At 67.8% G+C, this 12,637-nt stretch carries 10 protein-coding genes and 1 pseudogene; 6 read left to right on the forward strand and 5 right to left on the reverse strand.

What is annotated here, in order from left to right; all coding sequences use genetic code 11:
• Positions 1-663 precede the first annotated feature (663 nt).
• The 3 genes from AB0383_RS49615 to AB0383_RS49625 are packed head-to-tail and all read right to left on the reverse strand — an operon-like array spanning position 664 to position 2,740.
• A complete protein-coding gene (locus tag AB0383_RS49615) occupies positions 664-1,749 on the reverse strand; it encodes a maleylacetate reductase (RefSeq protein ID WP_364189802.1) in 1,086 nt (361 codons plus the stop codon).
• A complete protein-coding gene (locus AB0383_RS49620) occupies positions 1,746-1,952 on the reverse strand; it encodes a tautomerase family protein (protein WP_364189805.1) in 207 nt (68 codons plus the stop codon). The genes AB0383_RS49615 and AB0383_RS49620 overlap by 4 nt, the downstream gene beginning before the upstream one ends.
• A complete protein-coding gene (locus AB0383_RS49625) occupies positions 1,952-2,740 on the reverse strand; it encodes an SDR family oxidoreductase (protein WP_364189808.1) in 789 nt (262 codons plus the stop codon). The genes AB0383_RS49620 and AB0383_RS49625 overlap by 1 nt, the downstream gene beginning before the upstream one ends.
• Before the next feature lie 326 nt (positions 2,741-3,066).
• Here AB0383_RS49625 and AB0383_RS49630 point away from each other — a divergent pair.
• The 5 genes and pseudogenes from AB0383_RS49630 to AB0383_RS49650 all read left to right on the forward strand — a co-directional run.
• Positions 3,067-3,309: pseudogene (locus AB0383_RS49630) on the forward strand (FAD synthetase); the annotation flags it as partial.
• A gap of 92 nt (positions 3,310-3,401) precedes the next feature.
• Complete coding sequence (locus AB0383_RS49635) at positions 3,402-3,674, forward strand: hypothetical protein (protein WP_366191622.1); 273 nt, start codon at positions 3,402-3,404, stop codon at positions 3,672-3,674.
• A gap of 119 nt (positions 3,675-3,793) precedes the next feature.
• The gene (locus tag AB0383_RS49640) at positions 3,794-6,829 is read left to right on the forward strand and encodes a BTAD domain-containing putative transcriptional regulator (protein WP_364189814.1); all 3,036 of its coding nucleotides are present in this window, start codon (positions 3,794-3,796) and stop codon (positions 6,827-6,829) included.
• 84 nt (positions 6,830-6,913) lie between these two features.
• Positions 6,914-7,474, forward strand: a complete 561-nt coding sequence (locus AB0383_RS49645; protein WP_364189816.1) for a flavin reductase family protein — start codon at positions 6,914-6,916, stop codon at positions 7,472-7,474.
• The gene (locus AB0383_RS49650) at positions 7,471-9,744 is read left to right on the forward strand and encodes a LuxR C-terminal-related transcriptional regulator (RefSeq protein WP_364189819.1); all 2,274 of its coding nucleotides are present in this window, start codon (positions 7,471-7,473) and stop codon (positions 9,742-9,744) included. The genes AB0383_RS49645 and AB0383_RS49650 overlap by 4 nt, the downstream gene beginning before the upstream one ends.
• Here the strand turns inward: AB0383_RS49650 and AB0383_RS49655 are convergent.
• Positions 9,711-11,240 carry a 4-hydroxyphenylacetate 3-hydroxylase N-terminal domain-containing protein gene (locus AB0383_RS49655; RefSeq protein WP_366191617.1) on the reverse strand — a complete coding sequence of 510 codons (1,530 nt, stop codon included), beginning with the start codon at positions 11,238-11,240 and terminating at the stop codon, positions 9,711-9,713. The genes AB0383_RS49650 and AB0383_RS49655 overlap by 34 nt on opposite strands.
• Before the next feature lie 169 nt (positions 11,241-11,409).
• On the opposite strand from AB0383_RS49655, the gene AB0383_RS49660 reads away from it, so the two are divergent.
• Positions 11,410-12,249: a dioxygenase gene (locus AB0383_RS49660; protein ID WP_364189823.1), complete on the forward strand. Its 840-nt coding sequence runs from the start codon at positions 11,410-11,412 to the stop codon at positions 12,247-12,249.
• A 200-nt stretch (positions 12,250-12,449) separates the two neighbouring features.
• Here AB0383_RS49660 and AB0383_RS49665 read toward each other — a convergent pair.
• On the reverse strand, positions 12,450-12,637 hold a 188-nt coding region (locus AB0383_RS49665; RefSeq protein WP_366191620.1), incomplete at its 5' end, for a hypothetical protein.

Here is a 12,637-nt window from a genome sequence, read left to right on the forward strand (position 1 = left end):
GAACGAACGCTGCCACCCCTTCATCTGGACCAAAACCGCCGACGAGATCCTCAAGAAGTCCAACCGTCAGACCACTTCAAACACAGACCACTAGCGACGTCATAGGTCGACATCGCAGCCAAACTGCGCCGCCCCATGACCCGCAGCAGCACCAGAAAAACCACGTACATCACGACCGTCGAGAGCGCGACCGCGATTACTCCTCCTGTTGTGATCGCCCAGATCTCAGTCAGTGCGAGCATGGGTTACCTCCGTTGTCATCGCGAGCGCTGCCGCCGGCCTCCTACCGCCGCCACACCAGGAGGCCATCAGCCGAGTTCGACGTGCTGTAGCAGCTGTGGCGGACGCGCGACGAACAGCTCCGGATTGGCGACCCGGCCCGCGCTGCTTGTCACTGCAGGCTGCGTCACCCGGACTGTCGGCCGCCTGGAGCAGCGCAGCACCCCCTACTGGCCGGCGGGCGCGTGGCGCAGGCCACGATGGAGTTGCACTCCGACGGCGTACGCCAGAGGTTCCTTCGGTATCTCTCGCTCGTCGACATCGACCGGGTCGTCCGGCTCTGGGCCCAGCTTGGGAATGGGCGAGGCCAGATGCCTCCGGCGAGACGACGGGCTGAGTCGGGCGTCATCTCGCCAAGGCAACGGCTGGTTACCACTCACTGATTCACCCGCGACGGCCGTGCGTTCCAACGGCCGGTCGAGCGCCGTACCAGGCTTGGGTGAGAAGCTCCAGAATGCCGTCCCGGGTCAGCGGCTTCGGGTTCGGATACGGCGATGCGGTCACCTGGTCCGCCACCTCGCCGAGATCATCGAAGTCGAATCCGAGCTCACGCAGGCTCGTCGGACCATCGACCTGCTTGATCAGGTCGAACACGCCGGAAGGTGCATCAGGTACACCCAGTGCCCCGCCGATCCGCCGCATCACTTCCGGTGTGGCGGATGCGTTGTAGCTCATCACATGCGGGAGGATCACGGTGTGCGTGGCCGCATGCGGTAGGCCGAAGCTGCCACCCAGCACATGGCACAGCTTGTGGTGAAGGCCCATTCCTACCGATGCCAGGCACATTCCGGCCAGCCATGCGCCCCGGAGCAGATCCGAACGCGCCTCGACGTCGGTGGGCTCGCCGGTGAGGCGGCTCAATCCCCTCCCGATGCCTGAGATCGCATCGAGTGCCCACCCGTCGACGATCGGGTTGGCCTGGGCCGAATACAGCGCCTCGATCGCGTGGGCGAGCGCGTTGACCGCGCTGGTAACCGCGATCGGCACGGGCAGCCCGCGGGACAGCTCCAGGTCGTAGATCACCGTTTCCGGCAGGATCGACGGAGACGACCGGGTGGTCTTCTTCCCGCCGGTGGTCTCGCCGAGCACGGGGGTGACCTCGGAGCCCGCGTAAGTGGTCGGGAGAATGACCTGATCGACACCGGTCCTCGCGGCCAGCGCCTTCGACAGTCCGGTCGTCGAGCCCCCACCGACCGCGACCACGCAGTCAGCATCACTTGCTCGCAGGTGCCCCATTGTCTCCTCGGTCACGCTGACCGGGGTGTGCAGAGCGGCGCCGTCGAACCGAGCGACGCACAAAGGGCCGAGCAGCTTCTCGACCTTGTCGCCGAGCTCGGCCAGCTCAACGCCAGTCAGAAGCAGCACCCGGGACCGGCGCAGCCGGGAGACCTCTGCGTTGACCTTCTCCATCACCCCCCGGCCGAACACGATGCGGTACGGCAGGCCGACGTACTCGAACTCGGCTGTCATGGTGCTTCTCGCGGGTGTCGGGTGTCGTGCAGGATCGTGCCACCGACCATGACCTCGGTGTCCGGCACCTCGACGAGCCAGACCCGGAAGGCGCTCTCCGGCGTTCCGGTGGCATCGGCGGCCGCCGCGGACACGGCGGCCAGCAGGTTGCGTTTCATGGACGTGTCGTGTCCCTCGGCGATCGTGATTTGAATGAACGGCATCAGGCCACCGGCTTCGTCAGGCCGCCGTCGACGCGCAGCACCTGACCGGTGATGTAGGACGCGTCGTCAGAGGCAAGGAACGCGACCGCGGAGGCGACCTCCTCCGTGCGCGCCCAGCGACCCAGCTGGATCCCGAGCGCATCGACCATGTTGGCGCGCACCGCGTCGGCAGTCAGGCCTTGTTTCCCTGCCATCGCCTCGTGTCGCGTGAGCCAGCCTTCAGTCAGCGTCATCCCCGGCGACACCGCGTTGACCCGGACCCCGCGCTGCACGGCTTCGGCCGCCAGGTAACTGGTCAAAGCCACGACGGCCGCGTTGGTGATTCCAGTGACCGCGGCACCCGGAACCAGAACGTGCGCGGTAGCTCCCGCGACATTGACGATCGCGCCACCGGTCATCCTGGGCAGAGCGGCTTTGGCGACCCGGACAAAACCGCGAAGTTTCGTATCGAGCGCTGCACCGAGCACACCATGGTCGGTGTCGGCAAGTGGCGCCGACGCGATCTGGGGTCCCGCGCAGTTGACGACGATGTCGAGCCGGCCGTTCCAGGCGTGCGCCTTGCCGACGGCGGCGGCGACGGACTCGCTGTCGCGCACATCTGCGGGTACGGCGAGCGTTTCCCCGCCCAGACCTGCCGCGGCGTCCTTTACGGCGCTCTCGTCCCGGGCGAGCAGCGCAACAGCGGCGCCCTGCTCAATCAGTAGCTGCGCCACGGCGTACCCAATACCGCGGCTGGCCCCGGTCACCAGCGCCGTGCGCCGCCCCGGCTGCTCGGTGCGTGACACCATTCGTGTCTCCTTCTGCTTGTCCCCGGCAGTTCCGCCGGAACGGTGTTTCCACTGCAACGCGATCCAGCCTGCGCTGACAAGTCGACCTAACAGGGCTGTTCACGTAGTACTCGCCACCGAGCGGCCCGGCTCTCGCGTCGCTAACACACGGTGGGGCACGATTGAGGAGCTCAAGCCCCAAACGGGGAGGAACCATGGATAGTCCCGGAGTGCTCCGGACACCGAACAGCTCACCGACCCGTCTCATCGATGCGCTGCAGGTGCGGCCGGGCCGCCGCGCGGTGGCGGTCGGCACCTTCGACGGTGTCCACCTGGGTCATGCGCGAGTGATCGCGGGCTGCGAGACGGTGCTGACCTTCGATCCGCACCCGCGGTCGGCAGCGCGACCAGGCGATGGCCCACGCTTGCTGACCGACGCGGTCGGCAAGCGAAGGAGGCTCACCGCGCTGGGCGTGCGGGAAGTCGTGGTCATTCCGTTCGACCGCGAGTGGGCAGCAATGGACGCAGCCACGTTCGTCGACGAGGTGCTGGTCCGACGACTCGGCGCGGTCCGGGTGGCGGTCGGGGCCGATTTCCGGTTCGGCGCGCGTGGCATGGGCGACGCGCAGACCCTGCTGGAAGATCGGCGATTCACCACTACCGTCGCGGGGATGGTGACATCGTGTCCTCGTCTCGGATCCGTGATCTCGTCGCCGCCGGTGATGTCGAGCGGGCCGCACGGCTGCTCGGTCGGCCGCACACGCTGCCCGCCCGTGCCCTCGGCGACGACCGCCTGGTGCTCGATCCGGCTCTGGCGATTCCGCGCCCAGGTCGCTACACGGCGGTCGTCGACGGCTCGACGACCGAGGTGACCGTTCTCGACGGTGGTGTCATCGAATGCGAGGGGCGGCGCGAGGTACGCCTGCTCGAGGTGGCTTTCCTGCACCGGAGCTGAGGTGACGCAGGCCTGTTAATCCAGGCGAAATCCCACGTTGCTGGCCGGTGCCGCTCAGGGGACACTTGAGCGTGGAAGAGCCACACGGCTCAGCAACACAGCGATGGGAGGTGCGTCGCGTGGCGCCTGCCGATGGCGGCGTGTCGCCGGAGTCAGGTGCGCGTACTGTCATCCGGCGGAAGCTGGCGCCACCGATTCTCGGTGATCATCTGGTCCGGCGGGATCGGGTGACTGCCCGCATCCACGCTCTGCTCGAGCGGGCGAACGTACTCACCGTGTATGCGGCAGCAGGATCGGGGAAGACCACCGCCGTCGCCATGGCGCTGCGGGACCTCGACCGGCCGGTAGCGTGGCTGTCGCTCGACGGTACGGAATCAGCTGCAGGACGCCTCCTGCTGTACATCGAGGCGGCGGTCGCGCCGCACGGCCCCGAGGCGAGTGGCGTGGCGACCGATGCGCTTGCCGCCGGCATCCTGATCGGTGAGGCGGCGGGTCTGCTCGCCGAAAGCTTGCACGGCACCAGAATCGTGCTCGTCTGTGACAACGCCGAGCGGATCTCCGGCAGCGACGACGCACTCGCCGTGCTGTCCGCACTCGCCCGCTACGCACCCACGGACGTCGGCATCATCCTCATTTCCCGGACCGCCTTGCCGCTGGACACCGGTTCGACCGGAGAACTGGCCCGCGTCGCCGAGCTCACCGGTTCGGACCTCGCCTTCGACCTCGACGAGGCCGAGGAAGCGTTGCGCCTGGCCGGGCGATCGTCATCGGAGGCGGCTGAGGCCATTCGCGTCACCGGCGGCTGGGTGGCGGGAATCCTCTTCGCCGATGGTGCCGTCGCCGAGGCACCGCACCGGCTTCGTGAATATCTCTCCAAGCACGTCCTGTCCGGACTGTCCGAACAGGAGCGACGGTTCCTGATGTACACCAGCCTGCTGGACGAGGTGACCGTCGACGACGCGGTCGCGCTCCAACTCGAAGACGCAGCACGGATCATGGCGGCGCTGCGACACCGGCACCTTCCCGCCACCTGGCCCGACGATCGAACACTGATCGTCAGTCCACAGCTACGGGACCACCTGCGCGACTTGCTCGCCGAGCAGGAGCATGGCGAGCTGAAGGGGGTCCGCCTGCTGCACGCCCGGCTGCTGGTTCATCGTGGCGAGCAGGAAGAGGCCGTGGATGCCCTGCTCGGTGTCGGTGCGGTCGACGAGGCGTGGGTACTGGCCGCAGAGCTGCTGCCACGCCTGATCGAACGGATGGACTTCGGTCCGGCGGCGCGATGGCTCGACGAACTGCAGGCGTCCGAGCGTTCGCTCAGCCCGCGGATCGGCGGGATCGTGCTGCGCGTCGCCTTCGCCCTGGAACAGGCCGAGCGGGGCGTTGAGCTGTACGACCGTCACGGTCGCGGCTGGATCACCGAACTGGCAGCCGACGGGCACAACGGCTCGGGTGAAGCGCTGGTACTGCTGGTGTGGTGCCTGTGGCATGCGGGCCGCACCGCCGATGCCGGGCAAGTAGCCGACTTGGTGTCACCGGGGCGAGCCAAGGACATCGCACTCACCGTGCTCGCACTGAGCCGCGACGAACCACCACCCCCGTTCCCGGTTTTTGCGACGACCCCGTCGGGACCGCTGGATGGGATGCTCATGCGGCTGGCCTTCATGCGCGGGCGGCTGGCCGGCTTGGAGGACCCCGGCACACACGGTCCTTGGCGCAGCGTTCTCGGTGCCCCTTGGGTCATCGCCGGCCTCCGCGCGACGGGGCGGATCGAACAGGCGATGGCGCGCTACGAGGCACACCGCGACGCACCTCAGCCACTGTGGTTGCACGCTCTGGACGCCGTGGAGCTCATGATCGACCTCGGGCGCGCTGAGGACGCGTGGCAGGCCCTGCAGCGCGGCCACGAACTCGTGGCCGCGACCGGGTCCCAGATTTACCGGGTGCTGCTGCACCTGATCGAGGCGAAGTTGTGCTTGCGCCTTCATCATGACCCGGAAGCCGCGCATCGCGCGCTGGACGAGGCAGAGACGAGCGGCTCACACAGGCACGCTTTCACTCGCGAGCTGGCATTTCTCTGGCGAGGGCTCGCGTTCCTGCTGCGGCACCGCGACGCCGAGGCCAGTGACGTGCTGCAACAGAGCCTGCAGAGCATGCGCGCCGCGGACCGCATGCTCGAGACCCCGACCGTGGCGTGTTACCTGGCCGAAGTCCAGTGGCGACTTGGCGCGGAGGATGCTTCCGACGAGTCGGCGGCACTGGCGATCAGTATCGCGGAGGAACGGGGTTCGGTGCATCTGCTGCTCAATGCGCTGGCGGACGTACCAGCCGTGGCCGTACGCGGCGCGGACACCGAATCGAACCGGCTGTCGCGCTGGCATGAGCTGACCGCGTCGCTCGCGAACGGCCGCCGGATCACCGCGGCCGGCCGGGCGCCGAGGCTGGTGCTCGAGGATCTGGGTGAGCCGGAGCTGCGGGTGGACGGCTCGACGGTGACACCCCGGCTGCGCAAGAGCGTCGAGCTGCTCGCATACCTACTGGGCACCCCCGACCACGAGGCGAGCCGTCAGGAACTGCTCGGCTCACTGTTCGACTCGAACAACGAAGCGGCCGGGCGCAGCTACTTGCGGCAGGCGCTGTATCGCCTGCGTGAGGTGTTGCCGGACGAACTGTCGCCCGTCCTCCGCGAAGACCTGTTCTGCCTCCCAGGGCCCGACCTGGTCAGCAGCAGCGCGGCCGAAGTCCTGGAGGCGTTCGCGCAGGCCGATCACCAGAACGGGGAAGCCCGGCTGGACACGTTGATCGAAGCACTGGCGCGGACCGAGCGAGGCAGGTACCTCAGTGGCCTGTCCGGTGCGTGGGTGGAGGCGCGGCGCGCCGAACTTGACGAGCGCATCCTCCGGGCCCGGCTGGACGTCGCCAGGGCCGCGTTCCGGGTCGGCCGGTATCGGGAAGCGGTTGCCAACGTGGACGCGGTGTTGCGCCTCGATCCGTACCGCGAGCAGGCCTGGCTGCTGCGGATCACTCTCGCTCAAGCCAGCGCAAACGACGACGACGTGCTCGCGCTGTACCAACGTTACGTGGCGACCATGCGAGAGCTGGCCGTCCCGCCGTCGGCGGAGGTGCACCGCCTGGTCACCCGGCTGCGGAGCTGACGCACTGATTTCCCAGTCAATAACGGGGCCGCTGGCACGCTGGTTTTTGACCAACGTCACCCACGTGCTCCCATGGAGGTAGCAATGGACAGCGCGAAGCATCTTGCCGTGCCTGCTGATACGGACGATGGGATTTTCCGTTTCCGCCAGGCCATTTCCCGGTTCAGCACAGGGGTAGCCGTGATCACCACCCGCACCGCGGACGGGCCCGCCGGCATGACCGCAAGCGCGGTCGCATCACTGTCGATGGACCCACTGCAGCTGCTCGTGTGCATCGGCTCGAATCTTCCGACCTGCAAGGCGATCACCGAGTCCGGGAAGTTCGCCGTCAACGTCCTCGGCGAAGACCACGAACACATCGCGAAGCACTTCGCGACCCGCAGGAAAGAGAAGTTCGCCGGCATCAAGCTGCGGACAGACAGTGACGTCCCGGTGCTCACCGACGCGATCGCGCACTTTGTCTGCTCCGTCGCGGATACGTTGCCGGGCGGTGACCACACGATCGTGGTAGGCGACGTGCTGAAGTGCGATCATGTCCCGGGCTCGAACCCCCTTGTGTACTTCGCGAGTGCTTTCGGCAATCTCGCCGACCCGGCCACCCACAGCGGGACTGCCGGGGGCTGGCACTTCGCGTCGGCAATGTGACCACACCCCGAACGCGTTCGGCCGTCGTCGTCCGGACCCGACTGCGGCCACCTGCCCCGCACCCGGACGACGTGCGCCGCGCGCGACTGCTGGCCCGGCTGGACGCGGTCAGCGAACAAGTGATCCTGCTGGCCGCGCCTCGAGGCGCCGGGAAAACCGTGCTGCTGGCCCAGTGGGTCGCCCCCCAACGGTGTGCCTGGGTGAGCCTGAGCAGCCATGACGACACCCCGGCGGGCGTGTGGTCCGCAGTGCTTGAATCGGTACGGCCCTACTGCGCCGACGTCCCGACACCCCCAGCAGCACTGCTCGACGACGAAACGACCCTGTTCACCGAGATCATCCCCGAGCTGCTCAATGCACTGGCTTCGACCGGGTCATTGGTGCTCGTGCTCGACGGGTTGGACGTCGTCGAGCACCCCGTGACCCGGGCAGCGCTGGACGAGTTCGTACGCCGGGCTCCCGACACAGTCCGGATCCTGCTGGCCACGGCACGCCCGCCGAGTGGGCCGGTCGCCGCGCTTCGCGCGGCCGGCCGCCTCGCCGAGTTCACCGAAGAGGACTTGCGGCTCGACCTGGCGGAGACACGGCAACTGCTGTCGGCCACGGCCGCCCGCCCGGTCGACCGGGCCGAAGCGGCGGCGCTGTGGCGCGGGTACGCGGGCTGGGCGACCGGTCTGCGGCTGGCCGGCATGGCCCTGCGGAACCAGCCGCCCGGCGCTGCCCTGCCACATCCCGTGCCATCGGTCGAGGACTTCTTCCGCGCCGAGGTGCTCGAACGCGTCACCTCACGCCAACGCCGGCTCCTGCTGTACAGCAGCGTCCTGGCAGAGCTGACGCCCGATCGTTGTGCGGAAGTGACGGCGCTACCTGCTGCCGCCGAGACGCTGAGCGCGCTGGCCGCGTCCTCGCTGCTGCTGCGGCGGACCGGGTCGGGTCTGCGGTGCCACCCGGTGCTACGGCTCGTGCTGGGCTCCGTGCTGACGTCGGAAGAACCCGATGCTGTCCCGGTTTTGCACGCGCGGGCGGCAGAACGCCTGCGGCAGGAAGGCGATCCGGACGCCGCTTACGAGCATGCCCGAATGGCCGGGGTACCCGATCTCGCTCTCCGGACCGCACTCGAGACCTGGCCGGCGGCGCACCCGCAGACCCTGCTCGCACGGCTCGACGAGGTGCCTACGATGCCCGCCGGGGCTCATGCGATCGCCGCGGCAGCCGAGCTGACTTGCGGGCACCACGCCCGCGCGGCGACCCGGCTCGCCGGTTCAGACGGTGGCCCGGCGCTTGCGGTGCGGGCGTGGCTGGCACTGCATCGCGGCGATCTGACCACCGCGCAGTGCGACGCCACGCGGGTGATCACCACCCACCGACCGGCAGGAGCCCGGCCCTGGTGGCTGCTCATGGCTTACGCCGCGCTCGGCACCGTCGGGGTGTGGGAGGGGCAGGCAGCCGACGTCGTCGACCAGCTCGCCGTGACGGCTCGCGACGCGGACGGGCTCGGCTATCGGGATGTCACGGTGCGGGCACTGGACGCACGCACCGCCGGGTTGCTGCTCACCGGCGACGCCACAGCCGCGCTGGCCTCGGCCACGCAAGCAGTTTCCATGCACGAGGTCGATCCGACGCGGTGTGTGGCTCCCGTCGTCGCAACGGCTTGCTTGGCTGCCAGGGCGGGCGCGGACCGCGGCAGAACCCCGCTCCCTACAGTGGCTCTGGTACCCGCCGCTCCCCATGCGGAGGCGTTCTCGGCTCTCATCAACGCGCACTCAACGTCCGCTTTCGGGGACGCTCGGCACCGGCGGAGCGCACACGCACAGGCGCGCGCCGCACTCGCCGACCTCCGGTACGGCCCGGTGCTCGCCAACTTGTTCGAGGAGCAATGGCCTTGCGGGGTCCCGGATCTCCGCCCGGCCGTGCTGTCCGATCGGGAACTCGCCGTGCTGCGGGCACTGTCCGGGCCGCTGACCCTGCGCGAGATCGCCGCCGAACTGCACGTCTCGCACAACACCGTGAAAACCCATGTCCGGTCGGTGTTCCGCAAGCTGGGTGCCCACGATCGCGCCGATGCCGTCAGCCGGGGAGCCGCAGTCGGCATGGCCACCGGTCGCGCCACGCCTACCGGCGCCGGCCTCACCAAGCCGATGACAGTGCGGTGCCCGCCTGTCTCACTCTCCGGCTTGGTGGCGGCCCGAAACGGCCGGGTAGTGGGCACCGGCCGTCCCGAGCCGCGGTCTGGCGGTCAATGGGCGCGCGCGTCCTGCTGGCGTGCGTAGCCGGCTTGTCCGGCGTACTCCGTCTTCCCGTCGTCCTTTGGGGTTGCCGGGTCGATACCGGCGATCTTTCGCGCGAGGTCGGTCATCGGGCCCGCTGGTGCCATCTCGGCGCGGTTCATGGTCAGCATTCGCACCGCCAACAACGGGGTTCCGTTGAAGTTCTCGAACACGCTGATCCGGTCACCCCAGTCCGACAGGTACAGGTCCCGGATCACCCGGCTGATCTTGAGCCGGTCATGCGGCCGCCCGATCGGACCCGTCTGCAACGGCTCGAGCCACCGGCGCAACTCCGGCTGGTTCCACTGCTTCTCAGTGGGGAAGATCAGCGATGAGCGTCCCGCCAGATCGACCAGCTCGTTGACCATCCGGGGCACGTTCTCCAGATAGTAGGCCCGGCCGAAGTCGAACAGCAGCACACTCGGCTTGTACAGACCGCCTGGTGTGGTGAACCCGTCTTCCTCACAGGCGAGCACGTGGGCTCGCAGCGACTGGTGGAAGCCGACGAGCTGAGCCAGCCGAGCTTGAACCGGCGGCAGCTGATAGGTCCCCACGTGCTCGGTGATCAGCAGGGCCAGGCCGACCATCACCTCGGCGCGGATCGTCTGGCGCACGAGCGCCTGGTAATGCAGCCAGTCGAACACCCGCTGCGGATAGAGCGAAGCGTGCTTCGGGTTGCCGATGTGAAAGACCCGGTTCCACGGGATGAACACGTCGTCGAAGAGGATCGTGGTGTCCAGCTCGTCGCCCTTGGCGGCCAGCGGGTGCTCTTCGTACTGCCCTTCCTTCACCGTGCTTTCCCGGCAGACCAGAGTGACGCCGGGGGTGTTCGCCCGGACCGCGCCGAAGATGACCTGTTCGCTGGTGATACCCGGCCGGAAGAACACCCCGATGTGGATGTAGTCGGCGAACGCCGCACCCGTCGCGATGGCCTTCACACCCCGCACGACGATGCCATCCTCGCGGGTCTCCACGATGTGCAGCGCCGGCGACTCGGCCTGAGCCGACTCACGCGACCGGTCCGTCTGCGGGTCGACGAACGCCGGAGCCGCGTTGAGGTCGCCCTCGACCATAAGGTCCCAGAACTCCAGGATTCCCACTGTCAGGTCACGCCCGCCGGTGCCCTGCGACTGCTCACTCCACGGCGCGGGATCGTCCTTGTAGGTTTGCAGCACGTAGTTGTTGACGTCCGGCGTCCTCGGCACGGCGCCGCCGTCGAGCTCGCGGATCGCCGTCTCCAGATAACGGCGCTTCCGCTTCAGCTCGTCCTTGGTCGTGTGACGGAACCAGGTCATCGAACGACGCTCACCGTCATCGTCGATGAAGGTCATGACATCGCGCAGGTCGTCGCGGTGGTGCAGGTCGTAGAAGTCCGCGATGCGCTTCGCGTAGTCACGTGTCTTCGGATGGGTGGCTACGTTGTCGACCTTTTCATCCCCGACCCACACCACACGGCCGTCGTCCAGTGCGTCCAGGTATTCCTTACCGGTTCGCAGCACAGATCGCTCCTTCCGCTCAGTGGCGCGTCTCAATGCGCCGGTACCCACCGTGCCGCGGAACGGGGTGAGACGAACCTGAGCTCGCCGGGTGAATTTGAGTTAACACCGCATTTCTCCTCGGCTAACGGAAGCCCGGCTACCTTTTAAGCACAAGTACGAGGAGGAAACGATGCTGGACCCGGACGAAAAAAGCATCACCGAAGCGGTGCTGCAGACACTGGCGGACACGCCCGACGCGCGAATCCGCACTGTGCTGTCCAGCCTGGTGCGGCATCTGCACGACTTCGTCCGCGACGTGGGCCTCACTGAGGCCGAATGGGCGTATGGGGTCGACTTTCTGAGCCGAACCGGACAGAAATCCGATGACCAACGGCAAGAGTTCATCCTGCTCTCCGATGTGCTCGGGGTGACCATGCTCGTCGACACGGTCAACCACCGACGTAGCACCGGCACGACCGAAAACAGCGTCCAGGGCCCCTTCTACCGGGAGGTACGGCCTGAGTTCGCCGACGGCGCCGACATCTCCAACGGGCTGTCCGGCACACCACTGCTGTTCCACGCCACCGTGGTCGACGCCACCGGCGCTCCGGTACCCGGAGCCGAATTCGACGTGTGGCACGCCGACAGCCACGGCCACTATGACTCTGACGTACCCGGCCTGGACGCCGCCGCGATGCGCGGACTGTTCCGCACAGGCCCGGAGGGGACGGTCACGATCCGCAGCATCGCGCCGGCCCCCTACCCGATTCCGGACGACGGGCCCGTCGGCGAGCTGATGCACGCCACCAGGCGGCCGGTCATGCGTCCCGGGCACATCCACGTCCGGATCGCGGCAGCAGGATTCTCGACCGTCACGACGATGCTGTTCCGCGACGACGACCCGTACCTCACCAACGACCCGGTGTTCGGCACCAAGCAGTCGCTGTTGTACCGACGTGACCTCCGAGAGGGACCGGAGGGGCCGTACGATCTCGTCGAACACACCTTCGTGCTGGACCGCCTGCACTGAGGCCCCGATACTCGGCAATCCGTGGCTGCAAGTCCGCGGCGCCCGGTACGTCGTCATGACTGGCATATCCAGTCGACGACGAACCGGGCGTTTGATCCGTCGGTGGAGTAGGCGCGCGGCCCGGAGTACAGCTTTGGCAACAGCCCACCGCACCGGCGTTTCGCGCACGTTCCCTCTTCCAGAACCCACAAGCCAGGCAGCTAGAAAAAGCGATCACTTCCTCCAGCACACGACGTGACACCGAACGTCCGACCGCCGGCGAGCGCAACCATCGACTCGACGATCGCGGCCAGGCTAAGGGATGTCTCGTAACTGATCTTGTGGTTGGTGGGACTGGTGTTGCGGATCAGTCTGCGAGGAGGATGTTGTGCAGATGCGCGATGCCGGA

The organism is Amycolatopsis sp. NPDC051373 (assembly GCF_040689465.1).
In the GTDB taxonomy this organism is placed as follows: Bacteria; Actinomycetota; Actinomycetes; order Mycobacteriales; family Pseudonocardiaceae; genus Amycolatopsis.

What these genes read in the sequence shown, in the direction of transcription:
- AB0383_RS49625 (WP_364189808.1), bottom strand. Translation starts at nt 2,740, where the DNA reads ATGGTGTCACGCACCGAGCAGCCGGGGCGGCGCACGGCGCTGGTGACC.
- AB0383_RS49645 (WP_364189816.1), top strand. Translation starts at nt 6,914, where the DNA reads ATGGACAGCGCGAAGCATCTTGCCGTGCCTGCTGATACGGACGATGGG.
- AB0383_RS49620 (WP_364189805.1), bottom strand. Translation starts at nt 1,952, where the DNA reads ATGCCGTTCATTCAAATCACGATCGCCGAGGGACACGACACGTCCATG.
- AB0383_RS49660 (WP_364189823.1), top strand. Translation starts at nt 11,410, where the DNA reads ATGCTGGACCCGGACGAAAAAAGCATCACCGAAGCGGTGCTGCAGACA.
- AB0383_RS49615 (WP_364189802.1), bottom strand. Translation starts at nt 1,749, where the DNA reads ATGACAGCCGAGTTCGAGTACGTCGGCCTGCCGTACCGCATCGTGTTC.